The following is a 20,366-nucleotide window of genomic DNA, read 5'->3' as shown; positions in this document are numbered from 1 at the left end:
TGAATGCATATATTTTTACACTCCTCATCAAAATATAATAATTCTCTATGGAAGTCCTTTACTACAGGGAAGTAAGCGGTTTTATTTAAACAGTTTTTTCGTACTTCAATGGTTTTTCTTTGCATTTAAAAAGGATTATTGAGACGATTACTAGAGTGCTATGTCCTAAAAAACATACTGGAGGAGTCAATTATGATTGAATTTAAGAATGTAACGAAATTATATCCGAACGGAAAGAAAGCCGTTGATAATATATCATTGTCCTTTGAGACAGGTGAATTTATTGTCTTTATCGGAACGAGTGGGAGTGGTAAAACAACTTCCATGCGAATGATTAATCGGATGATCGAACCGACTGAGGGAGAAATCCTGATTAACGGTCAGAATATTCAAAAGAAAAATGCGGTTAAACTGAGACGCAAGATTGGATATGTGATTCAGCAAATCGGCTTGATGCCTCACATGACTATTTATGAAAATATTGTTTTGGTCCCTAAATTACTAGGTTGGCCAGAAGACAAGCAACGTCAAACAGCTGAAGACTTAATTAAGCGGGTAGATTTACCGCTCGAATACTTAGACCGTTACCCTTCTGAGTTGTCAGGTGGACAGCAGCAACGGATTGGTGTTATCCGTGCTCTAGCAGCCGACCAAGATATCATTTTAATGGATGAGCCTTTTGGTGCGCTTGACCCGATTACACGCGATGCCTTGCAAGAACTAGTCAAACATCTGCAAAAGGAAATGGGTAAAACGGTTGTCTTTGTTACCCATGATATGGATGAAGCCTTAAAGCTTGCTGACCGCATTGCAATTATGCAAGATGGTAAAGTTGTTCAGTTTGATACCCCCGATAATATATTAGCAAACCCCGCTAATGAGTTTGTAGAAGACTTTATTGGTGAAGAGCGTCTAACACAAGCGCAAACCAATCTCAAAACAGTCGAACAAATTATGAATCGCCGCGTTATTACTTTAGAAGTTGGAAAAACCATGGCTGATGCTATTAAAGTCATGCGTGCACAACGTGTCGATAACCTCTTTATTATTGATGAAGATCAAAAATTACTTGGTATTTTATCGGTTGAGATTATTGAGAAAAACCGCCGCCGCAACGTGATGGTTGAAGAAGTTATGGAAGAAGTGTTATTTGTTCGTGAAGGTGCTCTTGTAAGAGATGCTCTTCAACGTATTCTAACGCTCGGCTATAAAAACATCCCCGTTGTGGATGAGGAAGACCGTTTAATTGGTTTAATCACACGCGCCTCAATCGTTGATATTGTTTATGATTCAATCTGGAAAGATGCTGACTTAGATGAGTTAGAAGAAGTCATCGAAACAACGATTATCGAGGAGACAGAAGCAACTGAACAAAAGGAGCTGTTTGAATAATGAGCTTTTTACAAACGAATGGTGTCGAACTCCTTTCTAAAATAGGTGAACACTTCTTTATTTCCTTTGTTGCCTTGTTATTAGGGACGCTTGTAGCAGTGCCTCTTGGTATTGCTTTGACTCGGTCTGAAAAACTGTCACAATATGTGATTAGCTTTGTATCTATTTTACAAACCGTTCCGTCACTCGCACTTCTGGCATTGATGATTCCTCTATTTGGTGTGGGTAAATTACCAGCCATTGTCGCCTTGTTTATCTATTCGCTACTACCTATTTTGAGAAATACTTACATTGGTATTTTGGGTGTGCGTTCAGATATCGTTGATGCTGCTAAAGGAATGGGAATGACCAGCCAACAACAAATTTGGAAGGTGAAAGTACCTTTAGCTGCCCCTGTTATTATGTCAGGTATTCGCTTAGCAGGCGTTTATGTGATCGCCTGGGCAACACTAGCTTCTTATATTGGTGCTGGTGGTTTAGGTGATTACATCTTCAATGGCTTAAATGTCTATGACCAAGAAATGATTATTTGGGGAACCATTCCAGTAACGATCTTAGCTCTACTCACTGACTTCCTTCTTGGCAAGGTGGAGATTCTGGTCACTCCAAAAACGTCTTCTGAGAAAGGAGCCTTATCATGAAAAAAATAAAAAAATGGTTTGTTATCCCCTTATTAACGATTCTGCTTTCAGCTTGTTCCCTACCTGGTTTAGGTGCGACTTATTCAAGCGATGGGATTATTATAACGGGTGGAACAACAACTGAAATGCAAGTACTAGCTTACTTAGTAGAAGGTATGATTAGCCACTATATTCCAGATGCATCAATTGGATTGGTTAATAACTTAGGGTCTTCGACTCTAAACCATCAAGCACTCATCGGTGGTGATGCTAACGTGTCAGCCGTTCGCTATACGGGTACCTCTTTAACAGGTGAACTAGGACTTGATCCTATTACTGATCCAAACAAAGCCTACGATACGGTTGTAGCAGGTTTTGATGAAGAATTTGATCAGGTTTGGTTCCCTTCTTATGGCTTTGCTAATACTTATGCCTTCCTTGTGACAAAAGAATTTTCTGAAGAAAATAATGTCACTAAAATTAGTGACTTAGCTAATTTAGCTGATTCAATAACAGCAGGTGTGGACAACTCATGGATGGAGCGTGAAGGTGATGGTTATGCAGCCTTCCAAGACCTATATGGTTTTGATTTTAATACAATCTATCCCATGCAAATTGGTCTTGTCTACGATGCACTTCAAGCTGGTAGCATGGATGTCGTTCTCGGCTACTCAACAGATGGGCGTATCGCTAGTTATGACTTAGTCGTATTGGAAGATGATTTAAACCTATTCCCGCCTTATGACGCTAGTCCTGTTGCTACCGAAGACATTCTTGAGTTGTATCCTGAGTTAGAAACCATTCTTCTTAAATTAGAAGGTGTTCTAAGCGATGATAAGATGCAACAAATGAACTATGAAGTTGATAACAACTTGATTGAACCTCAAAAAGCTGCTTATGATTTCTTAGAAGAACATAACTATTTTGAAGATAAAGTGATTAAACCGTTGGGAGGTCAAGAATAATGGAAATGAGTCAAATGAATACACTCCAACAATTAATCTTTTACTTATCAGAAAATGGTCTGTATGTCCTTAGTCAATTCTGGCGCCATTTCTTGATATCAATTTATGGTGTTATTTTCTCAGCTGTTATTGCGATTCCACTAGGCTTTTGGATTGCTCGCCATAAAAAACTAGCTGATTGGGTGATTGGGATTGCTAACGTCATCCAAACCATCCCTTCACTTGCCCTACTATCTATTTTAATGTTGGGACTTGGTTTAGGAGCAGATACGGTTATTGCCACAGTATTCCTTTATTCCTTACTCCCTATCATTAAGAATACTTATACAGGTGTGAAGAGTGTTGATGGCTCTTTACTAGATACTGGAAAAGGAATGGGGATGACGCGTATGCAATTAACCTTTATGGTTGAATTGCCACTATCCCTAGCCGTTATTATGGCTGGTATTCGTAACGCCTTAGTAGTAGCAATTGGAATCACTTCTATCGGTACCTTTATTGGTGCAGGTGGATTAGGTGATATCATTACCCGTGGTGTCAACGCGACAAACGGTGGTGCTATTATCTTAGCCGGCGCTATTCCAACTGCTTTAATGGCGATTATTGCCGACTTGTTGTTGGGTTACTTAGAAAATCGTTTAGATCCTTCTAAACGAGCAAGTAGACGTGCTTAATGAAGAACAAATAAGAAAAGCGGACAAGTCCGCCTTGGCCTATGAAAAAATAGGAAATTTGACCCTGAATGAGCAGCGAAGCGCGCAATGGGGCAAATTTATCTTTTTTTCAGTAGGCCAGGACTTGGGAGCTAGACATTGATGGCTGAACTTATAATCCCCTAGTCTACAAAAAAGCTTGGAAAAATCCAAGCTTTTTCTTTGTTCTTATTCAGCTGTTAAGCTTTTAATTTCTTTTTCAAAGGCTGTTACTTTTTCATTTACGGCTGCTTGGCTGTCTGCTTTTGCACCGATGTAGAACTTAATTTTCGGCTCTGTTCCACTTGGTCGAATAGCGATCCAGCTGCCATCTTCTAAAACATATTTCAACACATTTGAACTTGGCATATCGATAGCTTCTTTTTGACCATCTGCCCGTGTTCTCTCGCTAGTTCCGTAGTCTTGTGTTTCTACTACTTTTTTACCAGCAAATGCTTCAGGTGCTTGTTGACGGAATTTAGCCATCAATGCTTTAATTTTTTCTGCCCCACTTAAGCCGCTCATGGTTACTGAAATAGTTTTTTCTTGGTAGTAGCCATGTTTTTCGTAAAGTGCTTGCAAACCATCATATAAGGTTTGACCTTTTTTCTTATAGTAAGCTGCTACTTCAGCAATCAGAACTAAGGCTTGGATGGCATCTTTATCACGAACGAACGGTTTCACTAAGTAACCATAGCTTTCTTCAAAGCCAAATTGGAAGTCATAGCTGCCATCTTCTTCATACTGCTTAATCTTCTCAGCAATAAATTTGAAGCCTGTTAGAACATCAACCATTTTTGCACCATAAGATTCCGCAATGACAGTTGGGAATTCACTAGACACAATTGATTTTAAAACTACTGCATTATCTGGCAATGTGTTCGATTCTTGTTTCGCTAGTAGGAGATAATCAACCATTAATGATGCAATTTGATTACCTGAGATCACTTCATATTCACCGTCTTGACGGCGAACAGCAGCTCCTAAACGGTCAGCATCTGGATCAGTCGCAACTAAAATATCTGCCCCGATTTCTTTTCCTAAACGTTCTGCGTATTCAAAGGCACCTGGCTCTTCTGGATTAGGCGATTTCACAGTTGTAAATTCAGGATCAGCTTCAGCCTGTTCAGGAACTAACGTAAAGCCTTCAAAGCCTGCTTGTTTTAGCGCACGTTCTCCTAGCATTTTTCCTGCACCATGAAGTGGTGTAAACACCAATTTCATTTCTTGGCTGACTTCTTTAATTAGCTCTGGGTTAACAGATACAGTAGCGACCTCCGCTAAGTAAGCTTGGTCTATTTCTTCACCTAAAATAGTTAACAGGCCGCTTTCTTTCAACTCGTCTTCACTCATCACTGCAATTTCAAGTGGGTTATCGATTGCACGAATAAAGTCTGTCAAGGCATCCGCATCTGCAGGTGGCATTTGCCCGCCATCTTCACCATATACTTTATAGCCATTATATTCTGGTGGGTTATGGCTAGCTGTAATCATAATTCCTGTTAAGGTATTTAAATGACGCACCGCAAATGATAATTCCGGCGTTGGACGTAGGCTTTCAAATACGAAAGAAGGAATACCATGTTTTCCTAAAGTTCGTGCAGCTTCCATCGCAAACTCTGGTGAGAAATGTCTAGAGTCATAGGCAATCGCTACACCACGTTTCTTTTCTTCTTCTCCCTTTGATGCCATTAAACGTGCTAGTCCTTCTGTCGCTTGGCGAACAGTATAGCTATTCATTCGGTTAATACCAGCACCAATAACACCACGCATCCCTGCTGTTCCAAATTCTAAAGGTGAGAAGAATGCATCTTTAATTAAGTCATCGTTGCCTTCTAAACTGTTTAGTTCCTTAATTAAGTTTTCTTCCATGTTATCAAAATTTTTCCATTGTTTATACGTCTCCATGTAAACCATCCATATGACCTCCATAACATCGTTTTCTTTATTATAACATTATGAGCTTAATTAATAAGCCTTTTCATTGTATTACAGCTTAAAATGTTGTTTTTACTTTTTCATTCTGACAGGAACGTGTTATATTTTATAACATAATAAATGAGAATAAGATTAATAAAATGAAAATAATATTTGTTCAAGCATTGACAGCGAAAAAAGAGCGTGGTATTCTTTATTTTATGAAAAGTAGTGGGTTTCAAGACATTTCATTATGTTACCAAACATAACATTACTTTCGCATAGGAGGAGATGTATCATGGATAAAAAGAAATTTTTTCAATTTGGTCTAACAGCATTGGCGGCAACTGTTCTTGTTGCGTGTGGATCTGGTGACGAAAACACTGGAAGCGAAGCTAGTGGAGAGAAAGTCTACATCATCGGGACTGATACAACATTTGCTCCTTTTGAATTTCAAAATGACGAAGGCGATTTTGTTGGGATTGATTTAGATTTACTAGATGCAATTGCTGAGGATCAAGGCTTTGAGTATGATCTACGTTCATTAGGATTTAACGCAGCTGTAACAGCCTTAGAAGCTGGTCAAGTCGATGGCGTTATTGCAGGTATGTCTATTAACGAAGAACGTCTATTAAAATATGATTTTTCAGACGCTTACTATACAAGTAGTGTCGGTGTTGCTGTAAAAGCTGATTCTGGATATAGCTCACTAGCTGACTTAGCAGGTACACAAGTTGTTGCCAAGACAGGAACTGTAGGTGCATCATTTGCAGAAAGCATTAAAGATGAGTATGGATTCGAAGTTAAATATGTTGAAGACTCTTCAACTATGTACCAAGATGCATTGACTGGAAATTCTTCTGCAGTCTTCGAAGACTACCCTGTTATCCAATACGAGATTACTCGTGGAATGGAACTAAAGGTGATCACTCAGTCTGAAGAAGGTGGCGAATATGGTTTCGCTACATTGAAAGACAAACAACCTGAGCTTGTTGAAATGTTTAATAAAGGACTACAAAACTTACGTGATAGCGGCGAGTACGATGAAATTATCGCACGTTATCTAGGCGAATAATAAAGGTTAAGGGCTGGACTTTTCCTGCCCTTAACTTTTGTCATCTATCGTCATATTTTAAATGTTAGGAATGATAGACATGTTATTTTTTGAATTATTTATCAAGCATTTCCCATCTTTTATGGATGCGATGTGGCAAACTGTTCAAATTACCTTATTCGCTTTACTATTCGCTTCAATTTTGGGAATTATTTTTGGTTTGATGAAGGTTTCTCATAACAAGTTACTTCAAAGTGTTGCCAATGCTTATATTTGGATTATCCGCGGAACACCACTATTAGTACAAATTTACTTTGTTTATTTTGGTATCCCGATGGCGACTGGTATTTCATTAACGGAATGGAATGCCGGAATCATTACCATGAGTTTAAACGCCGGTGCTTATATGGCTGAAATTGTTCGCGGTGGAATTGAAGCGGTTGACGGAGGGCAAATGGAAGCTGCACGCAGTCTCGGTTTACCTTACAAGAAATCGATGCAAAAAGTTGTCTTACCGCAAGCATTGAGAACAATGCTACCATCGATTATCAATCAATTCATCATTACATTGAAAGATACTTCTCTGCTATCTGTTATCGGAGTTAGAGAATTAACCATGAATGGTAAAATTATCACTGCCAACAACATGGAAACCATTCGAATGTGGGGAATTGTAGCGATTTACTATCTGATTGTCATTTCTATTTTGACCTTGATTGCTAATAAGATGGAAACGCGCCTCGCTTACAGTAAAAAATAATGATGATGAGTGAATAGAAACTACTTTTCGGAGTTCTATTCACTCAAACAGAAAAACACACCCAATTTTTGGGTGTGTTTTTGATTTCGATTAGTTATTACGTTCGTTCCACTCTTCAACATAATGGTAAGCACGGTTTCCTGCTTCGCCACCATCACCAACAGCCGTTGTGATTTGACGCAATGTTTTTTGGCGAACATCGCCGACTGCAAAAATCCCAGCGACAGTTGTTTCCATTAATTCATTAGTGATTACCCAACCTTCTTCGTCGGTAATACCAAGATCGCGGAAGGCATCAGTTTGCGGTAGGATTCCCACATAAACAAAGACTCCGTCAACACTCTTCTCTGTGACTTCGCCTGTCTTCACATTTTTAACAGCAACTGACGTCACCTTCATGTCGTCTCCTTTAATTTCTTCAACGACACTATCCCATGTAAAATCTACTTTTTCATTTTTAAAAGCACGATCTTGTAAGACTTTTTGAGCACGCAACTCATCTCTACGGTGAACAATATCAACATCTGCAAATTGTGTTAAGTAAGTTCCTTCTTCAACTGCAGAGTCTCCTCCACCAACAACAACTAAGTCTTTATTACGGAAAAATGCACCATCACATACAGCACAATAAGAAACACCGCGACCGTTGTATTTATCTTCTCCAGGAACATTCAATTTACGATGGTAAGACCCTGTTGCAATAATAACAGCTTTTGTACGGTAACCTTTTTTACCAGCATTAATAATACGGTAGTCACCATCGTTTTCAATGCCTTTAACATCACCATATACATGTTCAGCGCCAAAACGCATTGAACTTTCATAGATTTTATCTGCTAATTCAGGACCTTTGATCGAATCAAAACCCGGGTAGTTTTCTACTTCAGCTGTATTAATTAATTCGCCACCTGGCACACCACGTTCAATAATGAGTGTGCTTAAGTTTGCGCGTGAGGCATATAAAGCAGCTGTCATACCGCCAGGACCTGCCCCAATAATAACGACATCATATAATTTTTCTTGTATTTCCATTTGCCAACTGCTCCCTTTTCTTCATTTATCTTCTTAAGTTTAATCGTAAGCAGGATGAAATGCTATTTTTCTGCTCACAGAACTGAAGGATCTTATTGTTCTTCTTTTTCTAAGCGAGCAGCTAATTCAATAATATAATTTTTCAATTTTTCATCCATTTCTGGATGGTTCAAACCATAATCAATACTCGTTGCAAGGAAACCAAATTTATCTCCCACATCATAACGGTTGCCAGTAAAAGTCTTAGCGAACACGCGCTGTGTTTTGTTTAAGGTATCAATCGCATCGGTTAATTGGATTTCACCACCGGCACCCACTTCTTGATTTTCTAAAATATCAAAGATTTCAGGTGTCAATAAATAACGACCGATAATCGCCAAGTCACTCGGCGCATCTTCTGGTTTAGGTTTTTCAACGAACTGACGGACATTATAAAGGCCTTCTTCTAACTCATTATCCGGATCGATAATGCCGTATTTAGATGTTTCTTGATGAGGCACTTGCATAACAGCAATCGTTGATGCGTGTGTGCGCTCATAAGCATCCATTAATTGACGTGTCAATGGCACGTCATCTTTCATTAAATCATCACCTAGCATAACGACAAACGGCTCATCGCCAACAAATGCTTTAGCTTGAAGAACGGCGTGACCTAGCCCTAGTGGGTAAGATTGACGAACAAAATGAATGCGTAATTTTGTTGTTTCTTGAACAATTTTCAAGAGGTCTGTTTTACCTTTTTCACGTAAGTTTGCTTCTAATTCGATATTTGAATCAAAATGGTCTTCAATTGGACGTTTACTTTTACCAGTTACAATTAAAATATCTTCAATACCTGATTCAATCGCTTCTTCTACGATAAACTGAATCGTTGGCTTATCAACAATCGGCAACATTTCCTTTGCCATCGCTTTGGTTACAGGTAAAAAACGTGTTCCAAATCCTGCTGCGGGAATAATCGCTTTTTTTACTTTTTTCATGTGGTTATCATCACCTTTACATTATTCTGCTTTATGGTCACGCATCATTAGATCGCGAATCACTTGATCGACATCCGCATCTTCATATAGGACACGGTAGATGGCTTCTGTAATTGGCATTTCAATCCCTTGTTGTTGGGCTAATTCGTAGGCAGCTTTAGTTGTTTGAACACCTTCAACAACCATACCCATATTATCTAATACTTCTTGAAGCGGTACTTTTTTACCAATCAAGTTTCCGGCACGCCAGTTACGTGAGTGAACACTGGTCCCTGTTACGATAATATCGCCAACACCACTTAGTCCAATAAAGGTACGTGGGTCCGCACCAAACGCAACGCCTAAACGGCTGATTTCAGCTAAACCCCGCGTCATCAATGCCGCTTTTGCGTTATCGCCGTAACCTAAACCATGCAAGGCACCTGCACCAACTGCAATAATATTCTTCAAAGCTGCGCCTAATTCAACACCGATAATGTCTGTATTCGTATATACACGGAAATAGTGGTTTGTAAAAATACGTTGAACACTCACTGCGGACTCTTCAATTGCACAAGCAGCTGTAATCGTTGTAATATCTTTTTTTGCTACCTCTTCAGCGTGACTTGGTCCAGATAAAACAACCACGCCTTGATGCAGATCACTTGGAATTTCTTCTTCGATAATAGTCGAGATGCGCTTATGAGTGACTTGTTCTAGCCCTTTACTCGCATGAATAATAATTGGCTTCTTCTTGCCATCTAATAAAGCAGCCACTTGCTGGGCAACCGAACGAATTGCCTTTGTCGGTACAACAAATAAAATATAGTCGACACCGTCAATTGCTTTTGCAAGATCTGTATAAGCCTCAATGCCCTCACTTATAATCGTGTCTGGTAAAAACTTCTTATTGGTACGCTGTTGGTTAATCTCATCCATTTGATTAGCTTCAACCCCCCACAAACGAACGTGGTGGTTATTTTCGTCTAAAACCATGGCTAAGGCAGTACCCCATGATCCTGGTCCTAGTACAGCAATTTTTTCTTTCATAATCGTCCTCCGAATCTTCAAACAGTTAGTTAGATTCAGGGTTTTTCATTCCTAAATCAATATCAGTGTAAAATGGGTCTTTTGGGTAATTGTTGTAGCGACGATAAGCCCAAACCACCGCAGCACCAGCGAATAAAATAATCGACAACAGTTGTGATACACGAATGACATCAAACAAATATAGGCTGTCTGTTCTCATTCCTTCGATAAAGAAACGGCCAAAGGAATACCACATCACATAGGTTAAAAAGACCTCTCCTTGACGCAAAATCTTTTTCTGTCTTCTTAAAATCAAAATGACAACAAAACCAATCAATGACCACAGTGATTCATACAAAAAGGTCGGATGATAATAGGTGCCGTTAATATTCATTTGATTAATAATAAATTCTGGCAATAACAATTTTTCTAAAAATTGTCTACTCACTTCTGACCCATGTGCTTCTTGATTGATAAAGTTACCCCAACGCCCGATTGATTGAGCGATTAGAACACCTGGTGCTAGAACATCTAGCGCCAAAAAGAAAGGCACTTGTTTAGTCTTAGTGAAAAAATATACGGTGATTCCGCCAGCAATCAAGGCCCCATATATAGCAATCCCACCGTTCCAGATCTGAATAATTTGTTCTGGATGAAGGATGTAATACTGCCACTCAAACACAACGTAGTAGATACGTGCGCCAACAATTGCAATCGGAACAGTCCAAAAGGCCATATCAACGACAAAATCTTGCGGCATGCCTTTAAGGTCTCCCTCTCGTGACGCTAGTGACATGGCTACGACAATACCAATGCCGATTAAAATGCCATACCATGCGACTGGTATACCACCTAGTCGGAATGCAACCGGATTGATTGCTGCAATAAACTGATTCATATCATGTCCCCTATCTATTCAATTAGTCTTCTTTAGAATTTTCCTTAATTAACAAGTCTAGATTGCGCTCGAATGTTTCAGCAGCATTATAGCCCATTGTTTTGGCACGGAAATTCATCGCTGCCATTTCAACAATAATCGCTAAGTTACGACCTGTTTTAACTGGGACAGTAATTTTAGGAACTTGAACATCTAAAATGTTTACCATTTCTTCGGTACTGCCTAAACGTTCAAACTTTTTATCTTTCGCCCATAACGACAAATTAACAATTAAATTTACTTCATTTGATTGTTTTACTGCTCCAGCACCAAATAAAGTCATCACGTCCATAATTCCAATGCCACGAATTTCAATCAAATGGCGTAAAATTGGTGGCGATTCTCCCATTAACGTATCCTCATCATGTTGATATAAATCGATACGGTCATCGGCTACTAAACGGTGGCCCTTTTGAATCAGCTCTAGCGCTGTTTCAGATTTACCAACACCACTGTCTCCAGTAATCATAACACCCATACCAAAGACATCCACTAAAACCCCGTGCATAGAAACACGCTCTGCAAGGCGGCTCTCTAGGAAGTTAGTGATATTACTTGATACACGCGTCGTTTTAGATTGCGCCTGCAATAACGGAATTCCCGCTTCTTGACAAGCTTTTACTAATTCAACAGGAGCTTCCATATTTCTCGAAATGATAAAGCACGGTGTTTCCTTTTGACATAAACGACGCATAATAACGAGACGTTCCTCAGGTGTCATCCGTTCGATAAATGAGAGCTCTGTTTGCCCCATTAATTGCACGCGCCATGATGGATAAAAAGCAAAATAGCCTGTTAATTCTACCCCTGGGCGGTAAATTTCTGTTGATGTTATTTTTTTATTTAAGAACTCTTCACCAACAATAATTTTAAAGGTTGATGTTTTCACTAATTCTTGTATCGTCACACTATTGGACATCGTTGTTCCCTCACTCTTCTATCCTTTTATAGTCGCTTAAAAGAAGTCTTATTTACTCTTAATGATAACATTTAAAGGCCAGTATATAAAGGTAAAAAAAGACCTTCTCCCTCCTGGGAAAAGGCCTCTCATTTAATAGTCATGCTTATCTTGAATCATATTTTGTGCTAATGACAGTAGCAAGGAAACCAATAAGGTCACACCAAAGCTACTGAAGCTGAATCCCGGACCAACAAAGAATGAGGTTAGTGACAGCATCAAGGCGTTAATAATGAAGCTGAACAAGCCCAATGTCATAATCGTGATTGGAAGAGAAAAAATATGTAAGACTGGTTTGACAGATACATTAACGATAGACAGGACGATACTTGCCCCAAAGGCTGTCCAAACACTTCTAACTGTGAATCCTGGAATCAAATATGCTAATGCAATAAAAATTATTGAATTAATCGCTATTTTTTTCCAAAATCCCATTAGAAATCGCTCCAATCCTCATCTTCATCTTTTTGAATCGGTTTTGCTTCTTTTCTTTCGTTACCGTAAGCATTTGGACGACGGTTTGAACGTGGACGTTCTGGTTCAGGTAGTAAAATAGCTAATAAAATATATAAGAATACTGGCGATCCTACTCCTGCAAAGGCAAAGATAACAAAGATAATTCGGATAATGGTAGAATCAATACCGAAGTATTCTGCAATCCCACCTAACACACCACTGACTTGTCTATCTGTTGCTGATTTTGTTAACTTTTTCATGCTAATCCCTCATTTCTTAATATTTGTCTGTGTTTTTAATCATAATACTTCCATTTGTTGTTTTCAATTCTACCACAACTGTAGCTGTTTCTTCTATTTTTCTAAACTCAAGATGTTTATTGGTTTTTTCATCACGTTGTTTTAGAATTTCAACAGCTTCAATACGATTTTTAATCGATCCTAGCGAGCTACGAGCGTCTAGTTCAATACTTTTTTCTTCCGGTATAGCCAGTTTGACACTTCCATTAACAGAAGAAGCTTTAATTCGTTTTGCCTCTGTATCATGGTAAGTCATGCGAATATCACCATTGACGATAGAGAGTGATGAGCTGTTGATTGCGCTGCTCGTTGTAATAGACCCATTAACCACTTTAGCCATCACATCAACAATTGAACCATCTGTGATTGTAATTGAACCATTCACACCGTCCAACTCTAGCATGGTTGCTGATACCTTATTAAAGGTCATTTTACCATTAGTTGTTTTAGCATAGATGTCTTTACCTGCGAAGTCGTTAACAGTAATGTTGCCATTCAACATTTTAAAGGCAACATAATCGTATTCTCTTTCCGGTAAGTAAACCGTCATGTCACAACGAACCCGTTTATTTGGAACATGGAAGGTGAAATGATCTTCGTCAATATCAATTGTACTGCGAGCTTGGAAGGCTTCCATCGGTGTTTCTTCCTCAAATTTAGCATAGATTTTAATATCTGCTGCTACTTTAATATCTTCTTTATCCCATTTTTCAAAGCTAACATTCCCATTAGCGATTTGGAAATCTAGAATACTAGCTGTTGCTTGTTCGTAAACAAAATCATGATGGAATTTTTTAGAAACTAAACCTGGTACGTTCATATTCAAGTCTACTTCTTTCCATTCAACATTTTCCATCACATTGTTAATAGTTGATGTTAGGAAGCTACCGATTTGAGAGCCTAAACGGTTTAATTTACCTGAAAATTCAGTCGCCGTTTCTTGCCACTCTTCCTTGCTTCCAAACTTATCGCCGATTGATTTGATATTTTTTTCAAGCTGTTCTTTTTTCAACGTCCGCATTTTTTCTTCCATTTGACGTTTTTCTTCTCTTAACGCCTCTTCTTGTGATTTCAATCCGTCTAGCTCTTCATCCAAACGAACGGCTTCCATCTCAAGTTCCGGTGTTACTGTATCTAGCTCTTCATGCGTCGCAATTTCTTGTCTGCGCTCTTGCTTTAAACTAATTTGTCTACGCAAGACTTGAAGTGCTTCTGTTTTTTCATCCACCCGGGAAGAGAAGTATGAAATCTCACTTGCTAATTCCTCAATAATTTTTTCGAAGTTTTCTTTGTCTTTCTTTTCTGCTTCTTCAATCTGCTCTTCAGCTGTTTGCGGCTCTTGGGTTGTTTCTTCAGTCATGAAATCAGTATCTTGATTTGTTTTTACAGCATCTTTGCCATGTTTTTTTGCAGCATTTTCGAGTAATTCAATGGCTTCCTCAGTTGAGATAATGCCTTCTTTTACCAATGCTAAAATACGTTCTCTCTCGTTCATGGTTAGTTCCTCCTTGGTATGGTCTTACTTGGTTTATATTTGATTGACGGTTAGTTAAGTCGTTATCTTATGTCTCTATTATGCCAAGGATGACTACATTTGTCATAGGACCTAAGATTGATTTCGCTCTACATTTCAGTACTGACAAAAAAAGAGATTGGGAGTAACTCCCAATCTCTTCCTATCATTAACTTTGGCGTGCTTTGTCTCGTTCGAGTATTTTCTTTAAGTATTGGCCAGTATAGCTGGCTTCAACAGCTGCTACTTCCTCCGGTGTGCCAGTTGCAAGAACTGTACCGCCGCCATCGCCGCCCTCTGGTCCCATATCAATAATATGGTCTGCCGTTTTAATAACATCGAGATTATGCTCGACAACTAAAACGGTATTACCTGCATCCACTAAACGTTGCAATACTTCAAGTAGTCGTGCAATATCATCTGTATGAAGACCAGTTGTTGGCTCATCTAGAATGTAGAACGTCTTACCAGTAGAAACGCGTTGCAATTCACTTGCCAACTTCATCCGTTGTGCTTCCCCACCAGATAAGGTTGTTGCTGGTTGACCAAGTGTGATATAACCTAAACCAACATCAGCAATCGTCTGTAGCTTACGCTTAATTTTAGGGATAGCCTCAAAAAATGGCACAGCTTCATCAATCGTCATGTCCAAAATTTCAGAAATATTTTTACCCTTATAGCGTACTTCCAAGGTTTCAGAGTTATAGCGTTTGCCATGACACACTTCACATGGCACATAGACATCCGGTAAGAAGTGCATCTCAATTTTTAAGATACCGTCTCCCTTACACGCTTCACAGCGGCCGCCTTTCACGTTAAAACTGAAGCGCCCTTTGCTATAGCCTCTAATTTTAGCCTCATTAGTATTAGCAAATAAGCCACGGACATCATCAAACACACTTGTATAAGTAGCTGGATTACTACGTGGTGTCCGACCGATTGGACTTTGATCAATATCAATCACTTTTTCAAGCTCTTCATAACCTGATAATCGTTTAAACTTACCTGGTTTTTCCTTGGTACGCGTTAATTCTCTCGATAAAGCTAGTTTCAACACACGGTTAACGAGCGAACTCTTACCTGAACCGGATACACCGGTTACTGCAATAAATTTACCAATTGGGAAGGAAACATCGATATTCTTTAAGTTATTTTCTTCGGCTCCTTCAACCAGCACCGCACCGCGATCTTCAGATCGTCTTTCTTCTGGCACAGCAATAAACTTTTTCCCTGATAAGTATTGAGCAGTAATCGATTTTTTCGATTTCATGACTTGTTTAGGCGTCCCAGCAGCAACAACCTCGCCGCCGCGCTCACCTGCACCTGGACCAATATCAATCAAGTAGTCCGATTGTAACATGGTATCTTCATCATGCTCGACAACCACCAATGTATTTCCTAAATCACGCATACTCTTCATCGATTCGATCAAGAGATTATTATCTCTCTGGTGCAAGCCAATCGACGGCTCATCTAAAATATAAAGCACACCCGATAGGTTAGACCCGATTTGAGTAGCTAAACGAATCCGTTGAGCTTCTCCACCAGACAAACTGCCAGCGACCCGACTGAGTGTCAAATAGTTCAAGCCTACATTATTTAAAAAGTATAAACGAGAGTTGATTTCTCTCAAAATTGGTTTAGCAATATCTGACTCAGACTCACTTAAATTGAGTTGTTCAAAAAAGGCCAGCGCTTGCTCAATCGAATGATTGGTCACTTGTGAGATGTTTTGGTCATTCACTTTTACACATAAGGCTTGTTCATTTAAACGCGCCCCTTTACACGTTTGACAGTGTAACTCTGTCATATACTCACGCATCACTTTACGCGTAAAGTCACTTGATGACTCATGGTAACGGCGGTCGATGTTGTTAACAACACCTTCAAATGGAATTTGAACATCTCGGACGGCACCGAATTCATTTTTATGGTAGAAATGGAATTTTTTCCCTTTTGACCCAAATAAAACGAATTCTCTTTCCTTTTTACTTAACTTCTCGAAAGGGATATCCATGGGAATCTTAAATTCTGTACAAAATTGGCGGAGCATTTCAGGGTAATAGTTAGAACTGATTGGATTCCAAGGTGCAATGGCTCCCTCTTCAATCGTTAATGTCATATCGGGTACAACTAAGTCCAAATCCACTTCTAACTTCATGCCCAAGCCATCGCAGTCTGCACAGGCTCCATATGGCGCATTAAAGGAGAAGAGACGGGGCTCTATTTCACCGACTGTAAATCCACAATGCGGACAAGCATAATGTTCGCTAAACATCATATCTTCCCCATCAATAACATTAATGACAACATAACCTTCTGCCAATTGAAGTGCTGTTTCAACTGAATCAAATAAACGAGAACGAATGCCCTCTTTAACAACAATTCTATCCACAACGGCATCAATGTTATGAGCTTTGTTTTTATCTAGCTCAGGCGTTTCTGTTATGTCATACAGCTCACCATCAATACGAACTCTAACAAAGCCTTGACGTTTCATATCATCAATCACTTTTTTGTGTTGGCCTTTTTTTCCATAAACAACCGGAGCCAAAATTTGCATTCTTGTTCGTTCAGGCAGCTCTAAAATTTGATTAACAATTTGTTCAGGGGACTGGCTACTAATTTCCGTTCCGTCATTCGGGCAAATGGGATGGCCCACTCGTGCAAACAGCAACCGAAGGAAATCATTAATTTCAGTTACAGTTCCCACCGTAGAACGAGGGTTATTACTAGTTGATTTTTGATCGATCGCAATGGCTGGACTGAGTCCATCAATGGTATCGACATCTGCCTTTTCCATTTGTCCTAAGAATTGGCGAGCGTAGGCAGAGAGACTCTCAACATACCGTCTTTGTCCTTCTGCATAAAGGGTGTCAAATGCTAGTGAACTTTTTCCAGACCCTGATAATCCTGTAACAACAACTAATTTGTCACGTGGAATAGTGACGTCAATGTTTTTTAAGTTATGAGAACGTGCGCCGCGCACGATAATTTGATCTTTTGCCATTATACTCTTCCTCGCATCTTTAAATTCTGTTCCATCCTATCATACCATCTTTCAACGAAAAAGAACACTCGTTCGATTCGTTTTAATGAGTATGCTTCACGTGAGTGACTGCCATATGAAGGATTTCATAGACGTGATTATCATCTTGGCTGTATAACATATTTTTACCTACACGCCTACTTTTAACGAGCCGTGCTTCTTTTAATTTTTTTAGTTGATGGGAAACAGCAGATTGCTCCATCTGCAATTCTGTTGCAATAGCATTAACATTCCATTCTTTATCTTGTAATAAATAGAGTATTCGAAAGCGGGTATTATCGCCGAGCAGTTTAAAAATTTTTGTTGCTTGCTGAATCGTTTCATCCTCGATTTTTTTAGCCATGTAAACACTCCTCAATTTATCTTATCTCCATTTTAACAGATTTTATAATCAAAATAATAAAAAGAAAGTAACTGGTACCACCAGCTACTTTCTTTTTATCCTATTTATTAATTTAATTCTAAAATCTCACCAGTTTTGAGGTAAACGATACGTTCACAAATATTAGTCACGTAGTCGCCAATTCTTTCTAAGTAACCAGCAACCGCAATGTAATCTGATCCACCTGGGACAAGTTCTGAATCGATTGCCATTTGCTTAATACAGTAATGGTTAATTTCGACAAAATGCTTATCTACTTTTGAATCCATTTCAGCGATTTGACGTGCCTTTGATTCATCAACGTGGACATAGGCATCGATCACTTGTTCAACCATCTTCTTAACGACTTCCGCCATCTCAGCGATTTTAGCCTCAACTTCTGGAATACGTTTGTTATGGCGCTCTTTCACTCGAATGACAGATCGTGCAATACTGACAGCATGGTCGCCCATACGTTCCAAATCCGAACTTGCTTTCATCACTGTTACAATCGATCGTAAGTCGCTAGATACAGGTTGTTGTAAGGCAATTAATTGGAAGCAAAGATTTTCAATCTCTACTTCAATGTCATTAACATCCTTATCTTTTTGCTTTGCTTCGACAGCTAGGTTTTTATCATGATTAATAAACGCCTTAACCGCTCTTAAGATATTTTCGTTTACCATTAATCCCATTTTTGTAAACTGGCCGTGCATAGTTTGTAAATCATCATCAAACGTTCTTCTCACTGCAGCACACCTCACTTATGTCTTATATGTCTATTTTAACATCTTTTTCGCAATTACCCAAATCTTCCTGATACATAATCTTCTGTACGCTTGTCTCTTGGATTAGAGAAGATTTGTGATGTTTCACCAAATTCAACGGTCTCTCCTGTTAAGAAAAATGCTGTTTTATCAGACACACGAGCCGCTTGCTGCATATTGTGGGTAACCATCACGATGGTATAGCGGTCTTTCAACTCTTGTACAAGGTCTTCAATTTTCGCTGTTGAAATAGGATCTAAGGCAGATGTTGGTTCATCCATTAACAAGACTTCTGGTTCAACTGCTAAAGCACGAGCAATACAAATCCGTTGTTGTTGTCCACCAGAAATACGCAAGGCATTTTTAGACAGGTCGTCTTTCACCTCGTCCCAAATTGCTGCGCCTTTCAAACTCTTCTCAACAATTTCATCTAATGTTTTTTTATCTTTAATGCCGTGTGTACGTGGACCATAGGCAATGTTGTCATAAATACTCATCGGAAATGGGTTTGGATGTTGAAACACCATTCCAACGCGTTTACGAAGCATGTTGACATCATAATCAGAAGCATAAACATCCTTGTTATCTAATAGGATATCCCCTTCAATACGGCATCCTGCTACTAAGTCATTCATACGGTTCAAGCTTTTTAGGAATGTTGACTTTCCACAGCCTGAAGGTCCGATGAAGGCTGTAATTTCATTTTCTTTAATTTCCATATTAATGTTTTTCAAAGCTTGGAAATCGGTGTACCATAGATTCATATCTCTAACAATAATTTTACTCATTTTTATTTCGCTCCTTTTGTTAATCGATTGCTGAGCCATGTTGAAATACCGTTGATGATTAGTACAATAACGATTAAGACAACACCGGTTGCATAGGATTCTCGTACGTGGATACCTTCACTGGCTAAAATGTACATGTGTAATGCTAAGGTACGACTTGATTGGAAAAGGTTGTCAGGCACATTAACTGATGTTCCAAGTGTATACATCAAAGCGGCTGTTTCACCTACAATCCGACCAACTGCCAAAATGATTCCAGATAAAATACCTGGCATCGCAACTGGTAGAACAACTCTAAAAATCGTACGTAATTTCCCTGCTCCTAGTGCGAAACTTCCTTCTCGCAATGAATTGCGAACAGCTAGCAAAGCTTCTTCCGTTGAACGGATAATAACAGGTAAAACCATAATTACAGATGTTAAAACCCCCGAAATAATCGAGTATTTAAAGCCTAGGAAAATAACAAAGAACAACATACCGAAAAGACCATATACAATAGAAGGAATTCCCGATAGTGTATCCGTTGCAACACGAATCACATTAACAAATTTGTTGTTTTTATCAGCATATTCAACTAAATAAAAGGCTGTAAAAACACCAATTGGAGCTGCAATCAGTAAGGCTAAGAAAACAACAACGAAGGTCGTCAAGATTGACGGCATCATTGATACGTTACTAGTCGTATAGTTCCATGCGAACATACTCCAGTTCAGACTGCTAATCCCATTTAAGAGGATAAAGCCAATGACATAAAAAAGCGAACCGAATGTGATGCATGAAAAGAAATAAACTAAGAATTTAATAATTTTTGATTCCAT

20 protein-coding genes are annotated in these 20,366 nt (G+C 39.0%); 6 read left to right on the top strand and 14 right to left on the bottom strand.

The features are described from left to right. Positions 1-192: 192 nt before the first annotated feature. Genes G7057_RS07190 through G7057_RS07175 form a run of 4 tightly spaced genes read left to right on the top strand, consistent with a single transcriptional unit; the run spans position 193 to position 3,651 of the window. The gene (locus G7057_RS07190; protein WP_166162367.1) at positions 193-1,392 is read left to right on the top strand and encodes an ABC transporter ATP-binding protein; all 1,200 of its coding nucleotides are present in this window, start codon (positions 193-195) and stop codon (positions 1,390-1,392) included. Beyond that, on the top strand, positions 1,389-2,033 hold the full coding sequence (locus G7057_RS07185; protein ID WP_166164143.1) for an ABC transporter permease: 645 nt from the start codon (positions 1,389-1,391) through the stop codon (positions 2,031-2,033). The genes G7057_RS07190 and G7057_RS07185 overlap by 4 nt, the downstream gene beginning before the upstream one ends. Beyond that, on the top strand, positions 2,030-2,977 hold the full coding sequence (locus G7057_RS07180) for an osmoprotectant ABC transporter substrate-binding protein (RefSeq protein WP_166162365.1): 948 nt from the start codon (positions 2,030-2,032) through the stop codon (positions 2,975-2,977). Before G7057_RS07185 ends, G7057_RS07180 begins: the two co-directional genes overlap by 4 nt. A gap of 5 nt (positions 2,978-2,982) precedes the next feature. After that, a complete protein-coding gene (locus G7057_RS07175; RefSeq protein WP_166164141.1) occupies positions 2,983-3,651 on the top strand; it encodes an ABC transporter permease in 669 nt (222 codons plus the stop codon). A gap of 207 nt (positions 3,652-3,858) precedes the next feature. Here the strand turns inward: G7057_RS07175 and G7057_RS07170 are convergent, their stop codons facing one another. Continuing rightward, complete coding sequence (locus G7057_RS07170) at positions 3,859-5,586, bottom strand: phospho-sugar mutase (protein WP_166162363.1); 1,728 nt, start codon at positions 5,584-5,586, stop codon at positions 3,859-3,861. Between the two features lie 298 nt (positions 5,587-5,884). On the opposite strand from G7057_RS07170, the gene G7057_RS11845 reads away from it, so the two are divergent. Both G7057_RS11845 and G7057_RS11840 read left to right on the top strand, forming a co-directional pair. Further along, a complete protein-coding gene (locus G7057_RS11845) occupies positions 5,885-6,661 on the top strand; it encodes a transporter substrate-binding domain-containing protein (RefSeq protein ID WP_227004567.1) in 777 nt (258 codons plus the stop codon). A 79-nt stretch (positions 6,662-6,740) separates the two neighbouring features. Beyond that, the gene (locus G7057_RS11840; protein ID WP_076767350.1) at positions 6,741-7,400 is read left to right on the top strand and encodes an amino acid ABC transporter permease; all 660 of its coding nucleotides are present in this window, start codon (positions 6,741-6,743) and stop codon (positions 7,398-7,400) included. A gap of 90 nt (positions 7,401-7,490) precedes the next feature. Here the strand turns inward: G7057_RS11840 and trxB are convergent, their stop codons facing one another. From trxB to pstA, 13 genes are all read right to left on the bottom strand, one after another. Continuing rightward, on the bottom strand, positions 7,491-8,432 hold the full coding sequence (gene trxB / locus G7057_RS07155) for a thioredoxin-disulfide reductase (protein ID WP_166162359.1): 942 nt from the start codon (positions 8,430-8,432) through the stop codon (positions 7,491-7,493). Positions 8,433-8,524: 92 nt separating this feature from the next. Then, positions 8,525-9,412 carry a UTP--glucose-1-phosphate uridylyltransferase GalU gene (gene galU, locus G7057_RS07150; RefSeq protein WP_166162357.1) on the bottom strand — a complete coding sequence of 296 codons (888 nt, stop codon included), beginning with the start codon at positions 9,410-9,412 and terminating at the stop codon, positions 8,525-8,527. A gap of 21 nt (positions 9,413-9,433) precedes the next feature. Continuing rightward, a complete protein-coding gene (locus tag G7057_RS07145) occupies positions 9,434-10,441 on the bottom strand; it encodes an NAD(P)H-dependent glycerol-3-phosphate dehydrogenase (RefSeq protein WP_166162355.1) in 1,008 nt (335 codons plus the stop codon). 25 nt (positions 10,442-10,466) lie between these two features. Further along, a complete protein-coding gene (gene lgt, locus G7057_RS07140; protein WP_166162353.1) occupies positions 10,467-11,318 on the bottom strand; it encodes a prolipoprotein diacylglyceryl transferase in 852 nt (283 codons plus the stop codon). Between the two features lie 22 nt (positions 11,319-11,340). Next, the gene (gene hprK / locus G7057_RS07135) at positions 11,341-12,276 is read right to left on the bottom strand and encodes an HPr(Ser) kinase/phosphatase (RefSeq protein WP_166162351.1); all 936 of its coding nucleotides are present in this window, start codon (positions 12,274-12,276) and stop codon (positions 11,341-11,343) included. A 132-nt stretch (positions 12,277-12,408) separates the two neighbouring features. After that, positions 12,409-12,750, bottom strand: a complete 342-nt coding sequence (locus G7057_RS07130) for a phage holin family protein (protein ID WP_166162349.1) — start codon at positions 12,748-12,750, stop codon at positions 12,409-12,411. Continuing rightward, on the bottom strand, positions 12,750-13,031 hold the full coding sequence (locus G7057_RS07125; RefSeq protein WP_166162347.1) for a PspC domain-containing protein: 282 nt from the start codon (positions 13,029-13,031) through the stop codon (positions 12,750-12,752). Before G7057_RS07125 ends, G7057_RS07130 begins: the two co-directional genes overlap by 1 nt. A gap of 16 nt (positions 13,032-13,047) precedes the next feature. Continuing rightward, complete coding sequence (gene liaX, locus G7057_RS07120) at positions 13,048-14,565, bottom strand: daptomycin-sensing surface protein LiaX (protein ID WP_166162345.1); 1,518 nt, start codon at positions 14,563-14,565, stop codon at positions 13,048-13,050. Between the two features lie 187 nt (positions 14,566-14,752). Continuing rightward, positions 14,753-17,593 (bottom strand): excinuclease ABC subunit UvrA, encoded by a 2,841-nt coding sequence (gene uvrA / locus G7057_RS07115; RefSeq protein ID WP_166162343.1) that lies wholly within the window; start codon positions 17,591-17,593, stop codon positions 14,753-14,755. Between the two features lie 82 nt (positions 17,594-17,675). Then, positions 17,676-17,975, bottom strand: coding sequence for an ArsR/SmtB family transcription factor (locus tag G7057_RS07110; protein ID WP_166162341.1), 300 nt, complete (start codon positions 17,973-17,975; stop codon positions 17,676-17,678). Positions 17,976-18,082: 107 nt separating this feature from the next. Then, positions 18,083-18,742: a phosphate signaling complex protein PhoU gene (gene phoU / locus G7057_RS07105; RefSeq protein ID WP_166162339.1), complete on the bottom strand. Its 660-nt coding sequence runs from the start codon at positions 18,740-18,742 to the stop codon at positions 18,083-18,085. 53 nt (positions 18,743-18,795) lie between these two features. Further along, a complete protein-coding gene (pstB, locus tag G7057_RS07100; RefSeq protein WP_193566078.1) occupies positions 18,796-19,548 on the bottom strand; it encodes a phosphate ABC transporter ATP-binding protein PstB in 753 nt (250 codons plus the stop codon). 2 nt (positions 19,549-19,550) lie between these two features. Beyond that, positions 19,551-20,366: a phosphate ABC transporter permease PstA gene (gene pstA / locus G7057_RS07095; protein WP_166162335.1), complete on the bottom strand. Its 816-nt coding sequence runs from the start codon at positions 20,364-20,366 to the stop codon at positions 19,551-19,553.

It is taken from the genome of Jeotgalibaca arthritidis (genome assembly GCF_011100465.1).
Classification (GTDB): Bacteria; Bacillota; Bacilli; order Lactobacillales; family Aerococcaceae; genus Jeotgalibaca; species Jeotgalibaca arthritidis.
Note: the sequence above shows the minus strand (reverse complement) of the source record. Positions and strands in the feature narration are given on the sequence as shown.

Coding starts and splice junctions, on each gene's coding strand:
- G7057_RS07125 (WP_166162347.1), bottom strand. CDS start 13,031: ATGAAAAAGTTAACAAAATCAGCAACAGATAGACAAGTCAGTGGTGTG.
- G7057_RS07175 (WP_166164141.1), top strand. CDS start 2,983: ATGAGTCAAATGAATACACTCCAACAATTAATCTTTTACTTATCAGAA.
- G7057_RS07145 (WP_166162355.1), bottom strand. CDS start 10,441: ATGAAAGAAAAAATTGCTGTACTAGGACCAGGATCATGGGGTACTGCC.
- hprK (WP_166162351.1), bottom strand. CDS start 12,276: ATGTCCAATAGTGTGACGATACAAGAATTAGTGAAAACATCAACCTTT.
- pstB (WP_193566078.1), bottom strand. CDS start 19,548: ATGAGTAAAATTATTGTTAGAGATATGAATCTATGGTACACCGATTTC.
- G7057_RS07170 (WP_166162363.1), bottom strand. CDS start 5,586: ATGGTTTACATGGAGACGTATAAACAATGGAAAAATTTTGATAACATG.
- lgt (WP_166162353.1), bottom strand. CDS start 11,318: ATGAATCAGTTTATTGCAGCAATCAATCCGGTTGCATTCCGACTAGGT.
- G7057_RS07110 (WP_166162341.1), bottom strand. CDS start 17,975: ATGGCTAAAAAAATCGAGGATGAAACGATTCAGCAAGCAACAAAAATT.
- G7057_RS07190 (WP_166162367.1), top strand. CDS start 193: ATGATTGAATTTAAGAATGTAACGAAATTATATCCGAACGGAAAGAAA.
- pstA (WP_166162335.1), bottom strand. CDS start 20,366: ATGGAATCAAAAATTATTAAATTCTTAGTTTATTTCTTTTCATGCATC.
- G7057_RS07130 (WP_166162349.1), bottom strand. CDS start 12,750: ATGGGATTTTGGAAAAAAATAGCGATTAATTCAATAATTTTTATTGCA.
- G7057_RS07180 (WP_166162365.1), top strand. CDS start 2,030: ATGAAAAAAATAAAAAAATGGTTTGTTATCCCCTTATTAACGATTCTG.
- G7057_RS11845 (WP_227004567.1), top strand. CDS start 5,885: ATGGATAAAAAGAAATTTTTTCAATTTGGTCTAACAGCATTGGCGGCA.
- trxB (WP_166162359.1), bottom strand. CDS start 8,432: ATGGAAATACAAGAAAAATTATATGATGTCGTTATTATTGGGGCAGGT.
- uvrA (WP_166162343.1), bottom strand. CDS start 17,593: ATGGCAAAAGATCAAATTATCGTGCGCGGCGCACGTTCTCATAACTTA.
- galU (WP_166162357.1), bottom strand. CDS start 9,412: ATGAAAAAAGTAAAAAAAGCGATTATTCCCGCAGCAGGATTTGGAACA.
- liaX (WP_166162345.1), bottom strand. CDS start 14,565: ATGAACGAGAGAGAACGTATTTTAGCATTGGTAAAAGAAGGCATTATC.
- G7057_RS11840 (WP_076767350.1), top strand. CDS start 6,741: ATGTTATTTTTTGAATTATTTATCAAGCATTTCCCATCTTTTATGGAT.